13 protein-coding genes are annotated in these 18448 nt (G+C 70.3%); 7 read left to right on the forward strand and 6 right to left on the reverse strand.

Features of this window, described 5'->3' with window-relative positions; all coding sequences use genetic code 11:
- The first annotated feature begins 124 nt into the window (after positions 1-124).
- The gene (locus ACWED2_RS04475) at positions 125-1183 is read left to right on the forward strand and encodes a glycosyltransferase (RefSeq protein ID WP_449689287.1); all 1059 of its coding nucleotides are present in this window, start codon (positions 125-127) and stop codon (positions 1181-1183) included.
- Between the two features lie 133 nt (positions 1184-1316).
- Positions 1317-1859: a DUF4231 domain-containing protein gene (locus tag ACWED2_RS04480; protein ID WP_449689043.1), complete on the forward strand. Its 543-nt coding sequence runs from the start codon at positions 1317-1319 to the stop codon at positions 1857-1859.
- Positions 1860-1862: 3 nt separating this feature from the next.
- Here ACWED2_RS04480 and ACWED2_RS04485 read toward each other — a convergent pair whose 3' ends face one another.
- The gene (locus tag ACWED2_RS04485; RefSeq protein ID WP_449689044.1) at positions 1863-5099 is read right to left on the reverse strand and encodes a GH92 family glycosyl hydrolase; all 3237 of its coding nucleotides are present in this window, start codon (positions 5097-5099) and stop codon (positions 1863-1865) included.
- Between the two features lie 92 nt (positions 5100-5191).
- Complete coding sequence (locus ACWED2_RS04490; RefSeq protein ID WP_449689045.1) at positions 5192-6043, reverse strand: LysR family transcriptional regulator; 852 nt, start codon at positions 6041-6043, stop codon at positions 5192-5194.
- An 83-nt stretch (positions 6044-6126) separates the two neighbouring features.
- Here ACWED2_RS04490 and ACWED2_RS04495 point away from each other — a divergent pair, with 83 nt between their 5' ends.
- Positions 6127-7266, forward strand: a complete 1140-nt coding sequence (locus tag ACWED2_RS04495) for an MFS transporter (protein ID WP_449689046.1) — start codon at positions 6127-6129, stop codon at positions 7264-7266.
- Positions 7267-7404: 138 nt separating this feature from the next.
- Positions 7405-7581, forward strand: a complete 177-nt coding sequence (locus ACWED2_RS04500; protein WP_449689047.1) for a hypothetical protein — start codon at positions 7405-7407, stop codon at positions 7579-7581.
- Between the two features lie 43 nt (positions 7582-7624).
- Here ACWED2_RS04500 and ACWED2_RS04505 read toward each other — a convergent pair whose 3' ends face one another.
- A complete protein-coding gene (locus tag ACWED2_RS04505) occupies positions 7625-10537 on the reverse strand; it encodes a tetratricopeptide repeat protein (protein WP_449689048.1) in 2913 nt (970 codons plus the stop codon).
- A gap of 146 nt (positions 10538-10683) precedes the next feature.
- On the opposite strand from ACWED2_RS04505, the gene ACWED2_RS04510 reads away from it, so the two are divergent.
- From ACWED2_RS04510 to ACWED2_RS04520, 3 genes are all read left to right on the forward strand, one after another.
- Entirely contained in the window at positions 10684-11334 is a 651-nt protein-coding gene (locus ACWED2_RS04510) for a vWA domain-containing protein (protein WP_449689049.1), read from the forward strand.
- The gene (locus tag ACWED2_RS04515; protein WP_449689050.1) at positions 11321-12178 is read left to right on the forward strand and encodes a hypothetical protein; all 858 of its coding nucleotides are present in this window, start codon (positions 11321-11323) and stop codon (positions 12176-12178) included. Before ACWED2_RS04510 ends, ACWED2_RS04515 begins: the two co-directional genes overlap by 14 nt.
- A gap of 142 nt (positions 12179-12320) precedes the next feature.
- On the forward strand, positions 12321-13187 hold the full coding sequence (locus ACWED2_RS04520; RefSeq protein ID WP_449689051.1) for a hypothetical protein: 867 nt from the start codon (positions 12321-12323) through the stop codon (positions 13185-13187).
- Positions 13188-13275: 88 nt separating this feature from the next.
- On the opposite strand, the gene ACWED2_RS04525 is transcribed toward ACWED2_RS04520, so the two are convergent.
- From ACWED2_RS04525 to ACWED2_RS04535, 3 genes are read right to left on the reverse strand one after another with little or no spacing between them, the layout of a single operon-like run.
- Positions 13276-14436, reverse strand: coding sequence for a DUF3322 domain-containing protein (locus tag ACWED2_RS04525; RefSeq protein ID WP_449689052.1), 1161 nt, complete (start codon positions 14434-14436; stop codon positions 13276-13278).
- Between the two features lie 4 nt (positions 14437-14440).
- Entirely contained in the window at positions 14441-17833 is a 3393-nt protein-coding gene (locus ACWED2_RS04530) for an ATP-binding protein (protein WP_449689053.1), read from the reverse strand.
- A complete protein-coding gene (locus ACWED2_RS04535; protein ID WP_449689054.1) occupies positions 17833-18438 on the reverse strand; it encodes a DUF4194 domain-containing protein in 606 nt (201 codons plus the stop codon). The genes ACWED2_RS04530 and ACWED2_RS04535 overlap by 1 nt, the downstream gene beginning before the upstream one ends.
- Positions 18439-18448: the final 10 nt, after the last annotated feature.

Below are 18448 nucleotides of genomic sequence, written 5' to 3' on the forward strand. Positions count from 1 at the left end.
ACCTTCCCGGGCCGGGGTGCGTGTGACGTATGAGCCGTCACCGCCGTCGACCCACGCTGGAGGTAGCCGTGTCTGTTTCCGAACCCGACCTGCTCCGGCGCGCGCGATGAGGCCCGCCGACCCGATGGTGTTCATCCTCCCGGCCGCGCCGCCGGGCAGCGACACCTACGACAAGCGGATGTGCCAGAACCTGCCCGCCGTCGGCCAGCCGGTGCTGGAGCTGCCGATCGCCGGCGACTGGCCGGAGCCGGACGCGACGTCGAGACGGAGATTGGCGCGGTCCCTCGCCGCGCTGCCGGACCGGACGGTCGTGCTGCTCGACGGCATGATCGCTTCCGGCGTGCCCGAGATCGTCGTCCCGCACGCGCGGCGCCTGCGCCTGGCGGTGCTGGTGCACCAGGCCCTCGCCGACGAGCCGGGGCTCGCCCCGGCGCACGCCGCGGAGCTGGACGCGTGCGAGCGCGAGACGCTGCGGATGGCCGGGATGGTCGTCGCGACCAGCCCCTGGCTCGCCCGGCTGCTGATCGACCGCCACGACTTGGACCCGGGCCGCGTCTACGTCGCCAAGCCGGGCACCGACGCGGCCCCGCTCGCGGCGGGCGCGGACGGCGTGTCCCGGCTGCTCTGCGTGGGCGAAGTGACCCGCCGCAACGGCCACGACGTGCTGGTCCAGGCTCTCGGCGAGGTCGACCACTTGGCGCTGTCGTGCGTGTTCGCCGGCTCGCTCGAGGCGGACCCGGCGTTCGTCGGCGAGCTCGGCTGGTCGATCGAGCGGCTCGGCCTCGGCAACCGGATCACGCTCGCCGGCGACGCGGTCGACCTCGGTGCGGCGTACAACGCGGCGGACCTGCTGGTCATCCCGGCCCGCGCGGCGACGTCCGGGATGTTCGTCGCCCAGGCGCTGGCCCGGGGCATCCCGGTGCTGGCCACCGAGGTGGGCGGGGTGCACGACGCCCTCGGCGTCGACGCCGACGGCGAGATGCCGGGCCTGCTCGTCGCGCCGGACGACCCGTTCGCACTGGCGGACGCCCTGCACCGCTGGTACGCGGACCCGGAACTGCGCCGGTCCCTGCGCACGGCGGCGCTCGGCCGGGGCAGCGCGCTGGAGGAGTGGGACGTGGCGGCCCGCCGGCTCACCTTCGTGCTGTCCCGGCTGGCGTCCGAACCGCGGATCGTCGCTTGACAGTGAGGCTTATTCAGCCGTCGGCCGCGGCATGGCTTCTGCGCTGCTCAGCGGTGTGTGGGCGGGGCGCGGGGGCCTAACCGGAATAAGCCTCAGCCTTGCCGGAGTGCTGAGGTTCCACGACCCTGGCCCGATGGCGTCCCAGTCCCGGCGGTCCGGCCACCTCGATTCCGAACGCGGCTTCCTCGAGGTCGCCGGCCGCGATCCGGACCGTCCGCTGCGCGACCAGTTCCTCGGCTTCCGCGACCTGATCTCGGCCGACATGGACTGGGTCGACAGCCGGAAGAGCCAGTTCCGCCGCCGAGCGGCCATCGTGCGGGTGAGCGCGCTCCTGCTCACCGCGGCCTCGACCGTGGTGCTCGGCATCCAGGAGATCCCGGCCCGCGCGTCGGTCGCGCTGCCGATGGTCGCGCTGGTCACCGTGCTCGGCGGGCTCGAGACCTTCTTCAACTGGCGCTCGCGCTGGGTGCTGATGACGGAGACGCGCTACCGCTTCAACCGCCTCCGCGACGAGCTGGACTACTACATCGTCACGACCCCCGCGACCGAGCTGAGCCGCGGGCGGCTTGCGGAATTCTTCGCCAAGCACCAGGTCGTCTGGGACGAGACCAGCCGCCAATGGGTCGAATTCCGCAAGCTCGACCGCCCGCCTCAGGCGCCCGAAGTCCGCGGTTGAGTGTTACGTCAGGGTGAGGGCGTAGATCTCCACCCGCGGGTCGTTCGGCAGGCTCACCGACTGCACGGTCTTCCCACCGTCCAGCGCGCCCGAGATCCCGAACAGCCGGACCGGCGGCCCGTCGACCCCGCTCCCGGCCTTGATCCGGTGCGGCATCTCCAGCACCACCGGGCTTCCCGACCCGGCCCAGTCCCCGAACGTCAAGGCCAGGTCAGCGCTGGTCCCGTCCGTGTAGTGCGCGGTCAGCGTCGTCGACACCGGGCCGTTGTGTGAGGCTCCGACCAGTTTCAACGACGTGTGCTGACCGGCCGGGAGCAGCAGCGACTGCCCGCGGGCCTCCACGAAGTTGGGCGAAGTCCCCGAAGCGTCCGGCGCCGCGTAGGTGACGCCGTCCCACACCACCGGACCCGCCGCCGGGAGCAGCGAAGCGTCGTAGCTCCAGCCGCCGCCGTCGAAGTTGCCCTGGTCGGACGCCGTCACCGTCGCCGTGCCGTCGTGGTTGCGGTCGCGGGTCAGGTCGACCGCGCACTGCGGGCCGGAAGAAGCGCAGGCCGACGGCGTGCGGACCTCGATCGTCGCGGAGCGGGTCGCCGTGTTCGCGCCCAACCCGGACACCTTGACCTCCACCGGGTAGGTCCCGAGGGCAGCGTCCGGCGGCACGTTCACCGTGATCGGCACGGTCTGCTGCACCGGCAGCCGTCCCGACCAGGGCAAAAGCAGCGGCTGGACCCGGGACTTCCACGGCGAGTTCACCGAGACCGTCACCGGCTGCAGGCCCGGGTTCTGCGCCACCACGTCCAGGTCGAGGTGCACTTGCTGCGCGGCACCCGACGGGATCACCACGGACGTCTGCCGCAGCGAAGCGTCGACGTGCCGCCGCTGGTCGCCCGCCGCGTTGTTCACCGACGGCGGCGCCGCGGACGGTGAGGTTCCCCACGAAGACGGCCGCGACCCGAGCTTGTGCGAGAGCTTCCCGCCGTGGGCCAGCGCGGACCAGTCCAGGGACGTCTGGCGGACGTCCCGGCCGTTGAGCGACACGCTTTGGATGTACCGGTTCGCGTCGCTCGCGCCCGGTGCGGACACCGTGAGGGTGCCGCCCTGCGCGGAGCCGTACTGTCCGATCCGGACGGTCGCCGACTCGAACTGCGGGCTCGACAGCGCGAGGAAGTTCGCGCCGCTCATCGTCGGGTACAGGCCGAGCGAGGAGAAGACGTACCAGGCCGACATGGTGCCGAGGTCGTCGTTGCCGGTCATGCCGTCGGGGCCGGTGGTGAACAGCGTCATCGCCGCGCGGACGACGGTCGCGGTCTTCGACGGCGCGCCGACCCAGTTGTAGGTGTAGGGCGCGAGCAGGTCGGGCTCGTTGTTCGGGTTGTAGGTCGCTTTGCCGTAGTAGTCGTACGGGCTGGCGATCCAGTCCTTGCGCGCGGTGCCCGCGGGGTCCTTCAGCAGGTTGCCGTAGGCGAAGAAGGAGTCCAGGCGCTGCTCGGTCGCCGTCCGGCCGCCCATCAGCGAGACGAGCCCGGCCGGGTCCTGCGGCACGAGCCACTGGTACTGGTAGGCGCCGCCCTCGTGGAACTGGTGGCCGGCGTCGACCGGGTTGTACGGCGTGACGAACGTGCCCTGGGTGGTGCGCGGCCGGAACTGGCCGATCGACGAGTCCCACAGGTTGCGGTACCACTGGCCGCGGTCGGCGAACATCCGTGCGTCCGCCTGGTGGCCGAGCCCGCGGGCCATCAGCGCGAGCGAGGCGTCCGCGGCGGCGTACTCCAGCGTCGCCGACGCCGGGTGCTCGCAGTCGTTGTCGCCGCCCTTGTCCGCGCAGTCCTTGCCGAGCTCGAGGCCGCTCGGGACGTACCCGCGCTCGTTGTAGTAGCCGACGCCGGAGCGGCCGTTGTACGGCGAATCGGCGGGCGGCGTGCTCGTCGCGTTCTTTTTGAGCAGCGCGTACGCCTCTTCTTCGTGCCCGGCGAGCAGGCCCTTCGACCACGCCTCGACGAGGAACGGCGTCACCGGGTCGCCGGTCATGATGTTCGTTTCGCTCTCGGCCAGCGCCCACCGCGGCAGCCACCCGCCGTCCCGGCCGATGGCGACGACCGACTGGGCGACGTCCCGCGCGACCTGCGGTTCCAACATCTCCAGCAGCTGGTTCTGCGGCCGGTAGGTGTCCCACAGCGAGAAGTTCTGGTACGGCGTGTAGCCGCTCGCGGTGTGCACCTTGCCGTCGAAGCCGGTGTAGCTGCCATCGGTGTCGCCGGCCAGGTTCGGGTGCAGCTGGGCGTGGTAGAGCGCGGTGTAGAAGGCCGTCTGCCGCTCGGTCGTGCCGCCGGCGATCTTGATCGCGCCGAGCCGGTCGGCCCACTGCTGGTGCAGCGCGGCACGCGTCGCGTCGAAGTCGTAGTTCGACGTCTCCGCCGCGAGGTTCTTCCGCGCGCCGTCCAGGCCGGTGTAGGACAGACCGACCTTGAGCACGACGTCGTGGTCGGTGGTCGCGTCGAAGCTCGCCCAGGCACCGTTGCCGCCGGTGCCCGCGGCGTCCCGGCTGCCGTCGCTGCGCGTCGAGCCGCGCCAGGTGCCGAACGAGCTGAACGGCCGGTCGAAGGTGGCGGTGAAGTAGACGGTGTGTTCGTCGTGGCCGGCGCAGAACCCGCCGGCCTTGACCCGCCCTTCGAGCGTGCGGTCGCCGACGACGTGGATCTCGGAGTCCTTGACCGGCTGGTTGGCCTGACCGGTGTTGAACAGCACGTTCGCCTGCCCGGTCGACGGGAACGTGTAGCGCTGCCAGCCGGTGCGCGCGGTCGCCGTCAGCTCGGCGTCGATCCCGTACTTCTGGAGGCCGACGCGGTAGTAGCCGGGTTCGGCGTGCTCGTCGGCGTGGCTGTACGCCGACTTGTAGGCGTCTTTGTCAACGTTGTCCACGGCGCCGGTCGTCGGCATGATCGGCAGCTCGCCCATCACGCCGCAGCCGACGCCGGACAGGTGCGTCTGGCTGAAGCCGTAGATCGCGTTCTGCAGGTAGTCGTAGCCGCCCTGGCCGCCGGTGTCCGGGCTGACCTGCACCATCCCGAACGGCGCACTGGCGCCGGGGAAGGTGTTCCCGAAGTTCTGCGTGCCGACGAACGGGTTGACCAGGCCCGCCGGATCGACCGGCGCGGCCGCGTGCGCGGTGGCCTGGGTCGTGGCGGCGACCACGAGCCCGACGGCCGCGGCGGCGATCAGTTGTCTGCTTGGCGACCCCATGGGGCGCGCACCTCCCAGGTGACAACGTTGTCAGAAGCGGACTGTCCAGCAGCCTTTCACATCCGCGAACATTTGAGAAGGCGGCAACCAGGTCAAACCGTTGTCATCGCGCCGGAGCAGGCGAGCAGCGCGGCGATGCTCGGCTTGTGTTCGTCGCGCCGCCGCCACGTCATGGTGACGGCGGTGGTGGCTCCGGCCAGGGGGACGGCGACCGCGCCTGCGGGCTCGACCAGGGCGGGCACGATCCCGCACCCCAGGCCGGCGGCCACGCACCGCGCGAGGGCGGCGAGGCTGCCGACCTCCGCCTCGACGACGGGCCCGTCGATCCGGTCCAGCATCTCGCGGAAGCCACAACCCTTCGGCGTCGCGAGGAAGCCGACGCCGTCGAGGTCCTCGGGCCGGAGCTCGTCCTTGCCCGCCAACGGGTGTCCCGGCGGGACGAGGACGACGAGCGGTTCGGTGCCCAGCGACGCGCCGGCGAGCGCCGGGTCGGCGGGCGGGTCGCCGAAGGTGAAGCAAACGTCCACTTCGGACTGGCGCACGGCCTGGTAGAGCTCGCCGCGGCCGCCCTCCCGGAGGGTGACCCGCACGCGTGGCCACTTCGCCCGGTACGCGCTGAAGAGGGCCGGGATGCGGTGCGCGCACAGCGTTTCCAACGCGCCGATGGTCAGATCGCCTTCGGGTTCGCCGCGTTCTTCGTCGACCGCCGCCCGGGCTTCCTCGACGAGCTCGAGCACCTGGTCCGCGTAGCCGACGAGCCGTTCGCCGGCGCCGGTGAGCCGCAGCCGCCGCCCGCGTTCGAACAGTTTCGAGCCGAGTTCCGCCTCCAGGGCCTGGATCTGCTCGGTGACGCTGGACTGCGCGTAGTGCAGCTCGGCGGCGGCGCGGGTGAAGTTGAGCGTCCGCGCGACGAAGCGGAAGGTGCGCAGGTGGCGCAGTTCCATGGCATCCCCCATCGGCGTTCCCGATACCCGCCATCGTAACTGCCTGCTTCCACCGATGTCACCGAGCGTCCAGGCTTTCCGGTGTGGCAAGACTCCTCGCCGGCCTCTCGCTCGGCTACTTCCTGGTCATGCTGGACACGACGATCGTGACGGTCGCGCTCCCGGCTCTTTCCCCGTCTTTACCGGCACAGCAATGGATTTCGAACGGCTACACGCTGACGTTCGCGGCCTTCCTCCTCCCCGCGGGGGCGTGGTCGGACCGCTTCGGCGCCCGCCGGGTGTTCTCCCTCGGTCTCACTTCGTTCGCGGCGCTGTCCGGTTTGTCGGCGCTTTCGTTCTCGGCGCCGACGCTGATCACGTTGCGGGCCCTGCTCGGTGTCGCGGGTGCCCTGCTGGTGCCTTCGTCGCTGTCGCTGATCGCGGCGGCCTACCCGGTGCCGTCCGCGCGGGCGAAGGCGATGGGGGTGTGGGCCGCGGTGAGCGGAACCGGCCTGGTGGCGGGCCCGCTCCTGGGCGGCGTTCTGACGGAGGCGTTCGGCTGGCGGGCGATCTTCCTGGTCAACCTTCCGGTGGCCGCGGTCGCCCGGGTGCTGTCCCGGTCGGCCCCGCCGAGCCCGGCGAGGGCGGGCCGGATGCTTCCCGCGCGCCTGTTCCGGGTTCGCGCGTTCCTGCTGGGGCTCGCGGCGGGCGCGATCGTGAACTTCGGTTTGTCCGGCGTGCTGTTCGTGCTGTCGCTCTATTTCCAGGAAACCCGCGGTTATCCGCCGTCGATGACCGGCTTGGCGTTCCTTCCGCTGACGATCCCGATGGCGTTCAACCCGATTTTCGCCGGCCGCCTGGTGGCTCGCGCCGGGCCGCGCATTCCGGCGGTGACCGGCTTTCTGCTGATGTCCGGAGGCATCCTGGTCCAGGCGTGCTCGACCTCGGCGATCCTGTCGGTGGTCGCGCTGGCGTTGCTGGGCTTCGGGGTGTCACTGGCGATCCCCTCATTGCTGACGATGGTGGTCACCGCGGCTCCGCCCGACCTGACCGGCGTCGCCGGGGGCGCGTTGAACGCCGCTCGCCAGGCTGGTGCGGCCCTCGGGGTGGTGGTACTGGGCGCCTTGCTGACCGCGACGACGGTGCCGGTCGCGTTGGTCGTGGCCGCGGGCGTGCTCCTGGCCGGAGCGGCGACGGTGGCTTCGATCCCGGCGGTGCGGCCCCGGCCGGCCCGGCAGAGCTGAGCCGGGAAGGGGTTTCCTGTTCGTTTATGAAACAGGAAACCTCTTGTCGCTGAATGTGGGGAAGCGAATCCTCGGTGGTGGGCGCGGAATTCTCCGAAGCGCCTGGAACAAATCACCATTCCCGAGGAGGGATTCGCCATGTCCAAAAAGCTGGCCAAAATCGCCGGTCCGGTGCTCGCCGTCTGCGCGGTCGCGGCCCTGCCGCTGATCGGCGCCACCACCGCGTCTGCGGACGGCAACGGCGGGGCGCCGGCCGCCCCGGTCGTCACGCCGACGCCGACGCCCACCACCGACGGCAACCCCTGGCACGGTTGAGGGACCCGCCGTGGGCGGCGGCCGGAACGCCGCCGCCCACGGCTCACCGCGGGCCGCAGGCGCAGCCGAGCGCCGAACGTTCTTTGCGCACCTCGCCGGCTTCCGGCAGGTCGAGCGCGGCGAACTCGTCCTCGGCCGCGGCCCAGTGCGTCACGGCGTCTTCGTGGTCGCCCATCGCGTGCAGCGTCTCGGCGACCCCGCGGTGGGCCCGGGCGCGGTAGGCGCGGTTCCCGCTGCCGGCGGCCAGGTCCAGGGCCGATTTGCCGGCGGTGAGGGCTTCCTGGCGGGCGCCGCGGGCCAGCGCCGTCGCGCCGCGGTCGAGGTACAGCTGGGTGCGCAGGTCGGCGTCCGGAACGTTCGCCGCCACTTCCCGGGCCTTGTCGTGGTAGCGGACGGCTTCGGCGTACCGGCCGCGCTGCCGGTGCACGTTCCCGAGGTTGTTCAGCGCGTAGGCCTCGACGCAGCGGTCGCCGACTTCGGCGGCGTGGCCGTGCGCGTCGGTGTAGCTGGTCAGCGCTTCGGCGAGCAGGCCGAGCCGTTCCTGCACGGACCCGAAGTTGTTGAGCGCGTGCGCCAGACCCTGGGTGTGGCCGATCTCCCGCAGCATCCGCGCGGCGGATTCGTGCTGGCGCAACGCGATCCGGAGGTTGCCGTGCAGTTCGTTGAGGTAGCCGAGCATGCTCAGTGCGTGGGCCTCGCCCCGCCGGTCTTCGGTCTGCTCGTACTTGGTCAGCGCGGCTTCGAGGTGGGCCATCGCCTGGTCGTGTTGCCCCAGCTCCATGGTCGGGATGGCGAGCGCGCACAGCGTCGCCGCTTCGCCGCGCGGGTCGCCGAGGCGGCGCCACTTGGGCAGCGCCTGTGCGGCGAGTTCCAGCGCCTCGGCGAGCCGGCCGCGGCGGTCGTGCGCGGTGGCCAGCCGCAGCAGGACGTGCGCCTGGCCGTAGTCGTTGCCCCGGTCGGCGGCGACGATCTTCCAGGCGAGCTCGAGCGTGCCGATCCAGTCTTCGAACTGGTTCGTCGTGTTGAAGTAGCGCCAGAGCAGCACGGCCAGCCGCCAGGTGTGCTCGGGGAGGGAGTGCGTGGCGGCGTAGCGGATGGCGGCCACGAGGTTGTCGCGTTCGGCGACGATCCACCGCAGCCCGGCGTCGGCGCCGGCGAAGACCGGCGTCACCGGGCAGAACCGGTCCGTCGTCGACGGCAGCTGCGCCCGGTCGAAGGGGTACGCGGCGCGGACCGCGGCCGCCAGCGTGACGAGGTAGTAGTCCAGCAGCCGCACCAGCGCGGGTTCGGGGGCCGGCTCTTCGGCGGCGAACTCCTTGAGCGGGTCGAGCATCCGGTACCGCTCGGGCGTGGCCTCCTCCAGCAGGCTGACTTCGTGGAGGTCGTCGAGCAGCTCCCGCGCTTCGGCGACGTTGCAGCCGGCCAGCGCGGCGCCCCCGGCGACGTCGACGTCCGGACCGGGCAGGCTGCCCAGCAGCCGGAACAGCGTGCGCTGCGGTTCCCCGAGCTGCCGGTAGGACACCCGGACGGCGGCGACCCCGTCGGCCTCGCCCCACGGCCCGTTTTCTTCGAGCAGGCGCAGCAGGTGCTCCAGCGGCCACCGGTCGTGCCGCCGGAACAGTGCGGCGGCCACCCGGATGGGCATGGGCAGGTAGCCGCACCGCCGAACCACCTCGGCGACGCCGTCCGCCCGGCCGCGCAGCCGCGACGGCCCGGCCAGCGCGTGGAACAGCTCGGCGGCTTCGTCCGGGGGCAACGGCGCGAGCCGGATGTTTTCACCGGTGTCGGGGTCGCCCATCCGCCGGCTGGTGATGACGGCCAGGCAGCCGTCCGCCTCCGGCAGCAGTGGCCGGATCTGCTCCGGCGAAGCGGCGTTGTCCAGCACGACGAGCGTGCGCGTGCCCCAGAGCGTCGCCTGGTAGAGCGTCACTTTCCGGCCGACGGTGGCCGGGATCTGCTCGGCGGGGACGCCGAGTTCGACGAGCAGCTCGCTGAGGGCGTCGCCGACGTCGGTCGCGTCGACGCCGGGGGTGAAGCCGTTGAGGCGCGCCAGGAGCTGGCCGTCGGGGAAGCGGTCGCGCAGCCGGTGGGCCGCCTCGACGGCCAGGCCGGACTTGCCGACGCCCGGCGCGCCGCTGATCCAGACCGCCCGCCGCCCGGCCGCGGCGGCCGCCTCGATCACGGCGATCTCCCCGGCCCGGCCGGTGAACTCGCCGGGCCGCGACGGCAGCGAGCTGGGCGGATCGCCCTGTTCGGCCCGGGCGGCGAGCTTGCGCAGCACCGGCCCGGGCGCCATCCGCAGGGCGGCGAGGGCGTCGTGGGTGCCGTGGTAGACGCGCAGCGCGGCGACCCGGTCGCCGCCGGCGAGCAGCGCGCGCATCAGCAGTTCGGCGTGCCGCTGGCTGGCCGGGTCGGCCTGGACGAGCGGCCGCAGCCGGTCGCGCGCCGAGCGGTGGTCACCGGACTCGAGCTCGAGTTCGGCCAGGTCACCGACGACGTCGGGGTAGCTTTCGTCCGGCGAGATCACCTCGGCGCCGCCGACGCGGTCGATGTCGATGTCTTCGAGGAACTTCCCGCGCCAGAGCCCCGCGGCCTCGCGCAGCAGGGTGATCGCCCGGCGGGGGTCGTCGGCGCGGACGTCCGCGGCCTCGGCCCGCAGCCGGTCGAACCGCATGGTGTCGAGCTGGTCCTCGCCGACCCGCAGCAGGTAGCCGGTGGGCGTGGTCTCGATGGTCGCGTCGCCGACGACGTCCCGCAGCCGCTTGATGTAGCTGCGCACCAGGGTGGGCTTGGCTTCGCGGTCGGCCCAGACGATCTCGGCGAGGCGCGCGGGCGTCACCGGCTTGTTCGCGTGCAGGAGCAGCACGACCAGGACGAACCGCTGCTGCTGGTCGCCCAGCGGCACCGGCACGCCGTCGTGCCACGCCTCCAGCGGGCCGAGCATCCGAAACTCCACGCGGCCTCCCCGGCGTCAGCTTGCTGTCCTCTTTTGATGTCGCGCAATCGGCCGTCCGGGTTTCGGGAATCCGCATTTGTTCCACGTTCGATGCACACCGCGTTGGCACACTCCGCCCGTCGATCAGGGGTGAAGGAGAAACGGGTATGGGGACCGACGTGTTGCCGTGTTACGTGGCGTGCGATGTCTCGCTGTCGATGACCGACCACATCGACGAGCTGAACGCCGGGCTGCGCGAATTCCGCGGCGCCGTCCACGCGGACGCGTCGGCCGCCGGCCGCGTGTTCTGCAGCGTGATCGGGTTCGGGGAGCGGCCGCAGGTCGTCCAGTCCCTCCTCCCGATGGACGACCTCGCCGAGCTGCCCGAGCCGCGTCCGTGCGCGGGAACGAACTTCGGCCCGCTGTTCACGTTCCTGCGCGCGGCGATCGACCGGGACGTCCGTGCGCTGGAGCGCCACCGCCTGCGCATCCACCGCCCACTGGTGTTCTTCCTGTCCGACGGCCAGCCGACGGACCCGGTGACCTGGCCTTTCGCGTTCGCGTCGCTGATGGACCCGGCGTGGCCCCGCAGCCCCCAGGTGGTGACGTTCGGCGTCGGCGACGCGGACGAGGAGGCGCTGGGCCGCATCGGAACGTTCCGCCGCTACCTGGGCCGCGACGGCGTCCGCATGGGGACGGCGTTGAGCGCCTCGGTGATGCACGTTCTGTCCACTTCCCGTCCACCGGCCGAACGCACCCTGTCCGAAAGGGGGTCGCCATGGAAACGCACTGAAGGAGAAGCCGGTGGAGCGCGCTGAGCTGGTTCGGGAGCTGAAGGCGTTGCGAAAGGGCCGCGCGCTGGCCGGCCGCGTCGAGGACCGGGTGGGCCCGGCGCTGCGGTCGGCGTGCGCGGTCGCGGAGTCGGACGGAATGGTGACGATCCGGGCGAAGGTGACGGACCGCCTGTCCGAGCTGTCCGCGCACCTGCCCGAGGACCTCCGCCTGGCGGCACTGGCGGCCTTCGCGATCACCCCGGAGGCCCGCCAGCCGCTGTACCAGGAGAGAATGCGCTGGGCGGCGGCGCGCGTCGACCGCGACCCGCGCACGGTCCGCCGCCGCGTGGACGAGGCGATCGAGCTGCTGGCGGAGCTGGCGGCACCGACGAGCCCGGTGGCTCCGGCGGGCAACTGGCACATCTTGTCGTTGACGCTGGCGCTGGTGCTCGAGGAGTCGTGCGTGTTCGAGCAGCACCGCGTGGTGGCGGACCAGGACGGTCTCCGCTCGTTCGAGCCGGCTCTGCCTTTCGCCGAGGGCTCGTTGCTGTATGGAGGAACCCTTTCGCCGGAGGGAAAGGTGGAGTTGCCGGTCCCGCTGCGCCGCGGCGAGTCGTGGGAGTTCGCGGCGGTGTCCAAGCTGGAACCGGCCACCCGGATGGTCTACGTCCCGCGGCACCGGTGCGAGGTGTTCGACCTGAGGCTGCGGTTCGGAAGGGAGACCCCGACAGAGGTGGTGGCGCTCGACGGTGCGTTCGAGAGGGACATCGCGGACCCGCGGTACCGGGGACGGACACTGCGGGTGGACGAGGCGGGGGAGGTCCACCTGCAGTTCCGCCACCTCACGCCGGGGCTGGTTTACGGGGCCCGGTGGGCGGATCAGCCGTGAGGCGGGCTCGATCTTTCGGAGCGGCGCGGGGTGAACCGGCCCGCCAGGCATGGCTACTCTGCCACCTCGTGACACGACGTTTGCCGGAGTCCTCGAAGCGGCTGACCGGCCGACGGCGCCGCGCGGACGAACGGGATGAGCTGTGAGCGAATACCAGTACTACGAGTTCCTGGCGATCGACCGGCCACTGGACGACGGCGAACAAGCCGCGGTCCGGTCCTTTTCCACCCGGGCGACGATCAGCGCCACCAGCTTCGTGAACGAGTACCACTGGGGCGACTTCAAGGGTGATCCGTGCCATCTGATGGAGCGGTATTACGACGCGCATCTGTACGTGGCGAACTGGGGCAGTCATCGAGTGATGTTCCGCCTGCCGTCCGACCTGCTCGATCCGGAGGTCGTCGAGGGCTACTGCGCCGGGGAGACGCGCGCGTGGGTCACGGACGAGTTCGTCATCCTCGACTTCGCGAGTGAAGACGACGCCGGTGAGTCCGATTTCGACGACGAGCCCGAGAACTTGCTGTCGTCGATCGTCGGAGTCCGGGCCGAACTCGCCACCGGCGACCTCCGGCCGCTCTACCTGGCCTGGCTGGCGGCTTACGGCGCTTGGGAACGCGACGAGGATGCTTTCGACCGGGAGGCGGACAACGAGCTCGAACCCCCGGTTCCGGCCGGTTTGGGCACGCTCACCGCGGCACAGCGCGCGCTGGCCGACTTCCTCCGCCTCGACGACGACCTCCTGGCCGTTGCGGCCCAGGCTTCTCCGCCGCTCGCGGACAATCGCGGTGACCTGGCCGCTTGGGTGACCGGCCTGCCGACGGCCGAAAAGGACAGGCACCTCGCCCGGGTCATGCTGGGGGAAGGCGTGCGGGTGCGGAACGAACTGCTGCGCCGCTACAGCGCTGACACCACTCCGGCCGACCCCGGCACGGCCCGTCGGACGGTAGCCGACCTGCTCGACGCCGCGGCGCGGCGGCGGACCGACCGCACACGTCGCCCGGCACGCTAGCACTCTGGGTGGCTATGACGAGGTCGTCGCGTGCCTGCTCGCTGAGGGCATTGCACTGCCGGCCGGGAGCCAGTCGCCTCCGTGTCGCTCAGTGGAATCGGTCGGAGGCCTCCTGGATCGCTGCGTACGAGATGCGTTCTTGCTCCAGCCGCACAGAGCTACCCAGTACACCCTCCACGAGGTCGTTGTAGAGGCTGGACTCGTCCGGCAAGAGTGCTTCGAGGTGTTCGCTCGCGGGATTGGCCTCGCCGACCCACTGCCCCTCGTGGCTGAGGAGCGTGGCCCGGTCCATCAGCATGGACCGGGTGCCTTCGAACGAGCGGCGAACCCTGTTCAGGATGGCGAAGCCGTGGGTGTCGATATCACCCCAGTAGACGAGGTTCTTGCCGGCCAGCCATCGGAGCGGCTGCAACCGGGATACCGCGTACCCTTCCCCGAAGATCACGATCGCGTTCTCGGCCGGTGGGAACGCCAGGTAGGTGATCTCGTTCTCCACGACGAACACCGTGCGTTCCGCGAGCGGCGCAGCGGCCAGCTCGGCGACCCGTACGGCGAGTTCACTGAATCCGTGGCCGGCGGCGAGGTGGCGGAACCGGACGTAGGCGGGCTTCTTCCGGAAGACGTACCGACCGGCGAAATCCGATGGCGGGCAGGTGCGGTCCACCCGGTGTTCCGGCAGCACACAGTCCAGCAACGCCGCCAGGATGGTGCGGTGCCGCTCGATGAACTTGGTGTCGACGCCCGGGACGTCGACCTGGCGGAGGTACATGTCAGGATGGGCGTGAGCCTCGATCCACAACGCGGTGTCGACCAGCCGGAGCCATTCGTCCCGGTGTTTCAGCACTTCCATCGGCTTGGCGGACATCCAGCCGGCGATGATCGGAGCCCGGGAGCGTGTCTCCTCCAGGAGGGTGGTGAACGTTCGCACGTCCGGCCGCACCCCGAGGAAAGCCCACAGCTCTTCATAGGAGTCGACCCAGACCCGGACGGGGATGTCGTTGGTCCCGGCGACTCGGCCGCCGACCGTCTTCATCTCGACTCGAAGGTGCCGCAGCCGATGCCACTGCTCGACCCAAGCACGGGAGCGGTCAAGATGCGCGGCGGTGTCCTGCGCGCTCGGCCCCCGCAACCCGATCGCCAGCGGTTCCCATCGGGTTCCCACGGCGAACTGGGCCAGGAACTCGCCGCGATCCCAACGCCGTCGCAGTCTGCCCAGCACATCATCGGGAACGGTCCAGCTGCCCGGCATCGCGTCACGCGCCTCGATCGGATGTCGTGCCGAGAGCGTGAGCGAGCTGCCGTTGCTGGTACTCCTCGATGGTCAAGGTTTGCAACCGCGAGCTGTCGCCGGTCTTGTTGTCCACGAATCCGACCGCGGCGACGTACGGTTCGATGACGTGGATCTTCTGCAACGGCGTCACGATCAGCAGCTGCAGACCCAGCCGCCGGAACAGGCCGAGCGCGAATCGGGTCGACTCGTCGGAACCGCGGCCGAACGCCTCGTCGATGACGACGAAACGAAAGGTCTTGGACTTGGTCACTCCCCAGTCGAGCTTGAACTGGTAGGCCAGTGATGCCGCGAGGATCGTGTAGGCGAGTTTCTCCTTCTGACCTCCGGATTTGCCGCCCGAGTCGGTGTAGTTCTCGTGCTCGGTGTCATCCGCGCGCCACCGCTCGGACGCGGAGAAGGTGAACCAGTTGCGCACGTCGGTGACCCGGCGGGTCCACTGCCGGTCCGGTTCGGTCTGCCCCTCGCGCCCGCGGAACCGTTCGATCAGCGACTTCACCTGGAGGAACTTCTGCTCCGAATACTGGTTCGAGTCGTCACCGCCGAGCGAACCGCTGGTGCACTCTCGAAGATCCTTGCGGAAGTCACGGATCTCGACGTTCACCGTGGGATGCGGCTCGAGCCGGATGAACCGGCCGGGGTTGTAGTCGATGTCGACCAGCGAGTCGTTGATGGTCTCGATCCGCTGCTTGATCAGCTCGGCCTGCTTGGTCAGCTGCGAGTGGAAGCCCGCGATGTCGCGGATGGTGTTGGTGTTGAGGTAGGTCTTGAACTCGGATTCGAACCGGGGCAGGTCGTCGGAGGCGATGCGGCTGTGCAGCGCGCGGTATTCGCCCGCGGACTGCACCGAGCTGTCGAACTCCTCGGTTTCCAGGGGGTACGCCTTGTGGAAGTCGCCCATCTTCCCGACGATGCGGGCCGCGACCTTGTTCTGCCTGCCGGTGAGCCGATCGATCTCCGCGGTGATTTCGTCGTTCACCTCGACGCGGCACTTGTCGCAGTCTTCCGGAGCGGCGAGGCTTCTGGAGCCGACGCGTGCCTGCACGAGAGCAAAGGACGCCCTCGCGGGCGCGGCCCCCGGCTCGTTCAGCGTGGTGTGCGTGTCCTGCAGTTGCTGCTCGGCGGTTTTGCGCTGGCCGCCGAGGTTTCCGAGTTCCGCCTGCGCCTTGCCTTTGGCCTCTTCCGCCGCTTTGATCCGGCTGCCTACGGCGGTCAGCTCGGCCGTCAGCCGTTTCAGTTCGTCCGATTGCTGTTCCAGACGCCGTTTCTCGCCGGCGAGCTCGGTGATGCGGTTGACCGAAGCCTGCCAGTCGATCTCGGCGAACCCGCTGAACTGGGCCAGCAGGGTCAGCGTGGTGGCGAGCCTGCCCTTGGCGCTCAGCTCGGCTTTGACCTGGTCCGTCCGGGTGCTCAGGCCGCGCAGCTGGGCGTTGAGCCGGTTGGCCTGGTCGAGCAGCGCGTCGATCTTGGCCTGGTTGTCCCAGCCCAGCACGTAGTGCCGGCGATCACCGATCCGGCGGGCGTCGTCCTTTTCGTGCCTGCCGCGCGCGCCCTTGATCTGCCCGGCCCGGGTGACCGCCTTGGCGGCCCGCCGGAACTCCGCCATGGTGTCCACGCACTCGTAGTCGCCGCGGTAGGCCAGTTCGCGATCCAGCCAGGCCGAGAACGGCGAATCCTTGATCTCCAGCTTGGTGACCAAGGAACGCTCCGAGAGCGACGAGGGCGGGGTCTGGCTCAGCCGCTCGGGCACCCGGTAGTAGACGAGCTTGACGCCGAGGTGCCGTTCGTCGATCCACCCGGAGACGGCGTCGTAGTGCTCGTTCGCGACCAGCATCGACAACCCGAAGCCGTGCAGCAGCCGTTCTGCCGCGCCTTCCCACGCGGCGCAGTCCGGGCGAACCTGGATCAGTTCGCCGGCGAACGGCAGCTCGGCGGGATCGACCCGCAGTGCGGCGCACAGCGCGTCCCGCACGTCCAGGCTGCGTTTGGGGATGTTGCTGCGCCGCTCCCGCAAGCTCAGCAGCTCCGTGTTGAGCTCCGCCGCTTCGGCGTCGACCTCGCGGCGCTCGACGGTGAGATCCGTGAGCTGGTTCTGCAGATCGGCTTGTTCCTGGTCGAGTGAGCCCTGCTTTTCGGCGACCGTGCGCTGCCGGGCGGTGAACTGTGCCGGGTCGGCGGCCGCGGGCAGGCCGGCTGCGGCCAACAGCGCCTGATACCGGTCGCTTCGGTCCTTCCGCCGGTCGCGTTCCTTTTCTTCCGCGCCGATTTCGGTTTCGAGCTGACTGATCCGGTCGCCGCCACTGCCGGCGCGCTGGATTTCGAGAGCACGCTCCGTGCGGCGCAACCGCTCCAGGTCGTCATTCGCCTCCGCGAGGCTCGCTTCCTGCTCACCGATGTGGCCGGCGATCGTGGCCAGCCGCTCGTTCAGCAGTGTTGCCTTGCGATCCGCGCAGTAGAACCGCAAGGCGTCACGCGCGGCTTTGCCCGCTGTGATCTGTGCGCCGAGCTCGTCGTAGGTGTCGCATTCGGCGAGCAGTGGTTCGAGCAGGGTCAGCTGGATGCGTGCCTTGAGCACTGCCTCGTGCGCCTTGGTCAGATCTTCGAAGTGCTCGACCAGCCGGTTCGTCCAGCCGGCCGCATCGTACGGTTCAAGCATGTGGGAACGGACGAAATCGTTCAGATTGCCAACCGACTTCATCGACACGGTCTGGTGGAAAAGCTCCATCGCCTGCTCGGACTCGATGCCGAGTCGTCGGCAGAAATCCTTGCTGTAGGCGGGAAAGTGGTCGTGGACGCGAGCACCTTGCTTGCGCAGCCTGCGCTTGAGCGCCGCGATGTCCCCGCCGAACTCGGCGAAGCCGTCCGCGATCGTCAAGTCGCTGTCGGCTGTCACGTAGAAGCGGTCCGGCTGGCCGACGGATGCGTCGCGGAACCAGAACACCTGTGCCAGGGTCACCGTCGAGTCGTAGCCGCGGTTGCCGAAGGAGCCGAGGATGACCGAAAACGACCGGCGGTCACGCAGTCCGACCGGTCGCGATGCCCCGGTGGCTTCGTTGCGCTCGGACTTGTAGTAGCCGAGGACGTACGAGCGGAGGTGCCGCTCCTTCGCCTCGGCTCCCGCCGCCTTGTTGTAGGAGATGCGGTGCGCAGGCAGGAGCAACGTGGTGATCGCGTCGACGATGGTGGACTTGCCGGAGCCGATGTCGCCGGTCAGCAGGCTGTTGCGGCCCGCGGGACGGAACGTCCACACCCGCTGGTCGAAGGTGCCCCAGTTGTAGACTTCCAGGCGCTCCAACCGGTAACCGGCGAGCTCGGCCCCTTCGGTGTCGAGACCGGCCGCGCCGAACAGGCCGCCCATCAGTCCTGCTCCTCTTCGCCGCCGAGCTGCCGGGCGTACTCGGCGAGCCGCTGGTCGAACTCGGCCAGCCACTGCCCGTCCACGAACGCCTTGAGAATGCGCCGCACTTCGTAGGCGGCTTCCTGCCCGGCAACCCGCCGCAGGAAGCCGAGCTCGACGATCTTGGTGAGCTGGGCGTCGATCTGGTCGACCAACCGTGCTTCGTTGCTGCTTTCGGGCAGGAACATCCGGACCATCTCGACGAGCTGCTCCCTGGTGAGGATCAGCCGGGTTTCGGCGCCTGACGCGTCGGACTCCGCGAGTTTCTTCCGCAGCAGGGCCAGCAGGAGACTCACGTGGAAGGACAAGGCCCGTCGCGGGATCAGCCGGGGCAGCTTCCCGTCGTCTTCTTCGTCGTCCGGCTTCGAACGCAGGAAGGCGTAACCCTCCGCTTCGTCGACGACGACAGTCAGACCCATTACGCCGACGTAGTCACGCACCTGGGCCTGCAGTGGCAGCAGGTGGCGCCACGCCTTCTCGTGGCTGTCGGCGTAAACCACCCCCTTCATCAGGTGCGTGACGACCAGTGGCAGGTCGAGCTCGTCTCGGCGCAGCGACGTGGACACAGTGCCCATG

The organism is Amycolatopsis sp. NPDC005003 (assembly GCF_053600695.1).

Coding starts and splice junctions, on each gene's coding strand:
- ACWED2_RS04475 (WP_449689287.1), top strand. CDS start 125: ATGGTGTTCATCCTCCCGGCCGCGCCGCCGGGCAGCGACACCTACGAC.
- ACWED2_RS04480 (WP_449689043.1), top strand. CDS start 1,317: ATGGCGTCCCAGTCCCGGCGGTCCGGCCACCTCGATTCCGAACGCGGC.
- ACWED2_RS04485 (WP_449689044.1), bottom strand. CDS start 5,099: ATGGGGTCGCCAAGCAGACAACTGATCGCCGCCGCGGCCGTCGGGCTC.
- ACWED2_RS04490 (WP_449689045.1), bottom strand. CDS start 6,043: ATGGAACTGCGCCACCTGCGCACCTTCCGCTTCGTCGCGCGGACGCTC.
- ACWED2_RS04500 (WP_449689047.1), top strand. CDS start 7,405: ATGTCCAAAAAGCTGGCCAAAATCGCCGGTCCGGTGCTCGCCGTCTGC.
- ACWED2_RS04510 (WP_449689049.1), top strand. CDS start 10,684: ATGGGGACCGACGTGTTGCCGTGTTACGTGGCGTGCGATGTCTCGCTG.
- ACWED2_RS04525 (WP_449689052.1), bottom strand. CDS start 14,436: ATGCCGGGCAGCTGGACCGTTCCCGATGATGTGCTGGGCAGACTGCGA.
- ACWED2_RS04530 (WP_449689053.1), bottom strand. CDS start 17,833: ATGGGCGGCCTGTTCGGCGCGGCCGGTCTCGACACCGAAGGGGCCGAG.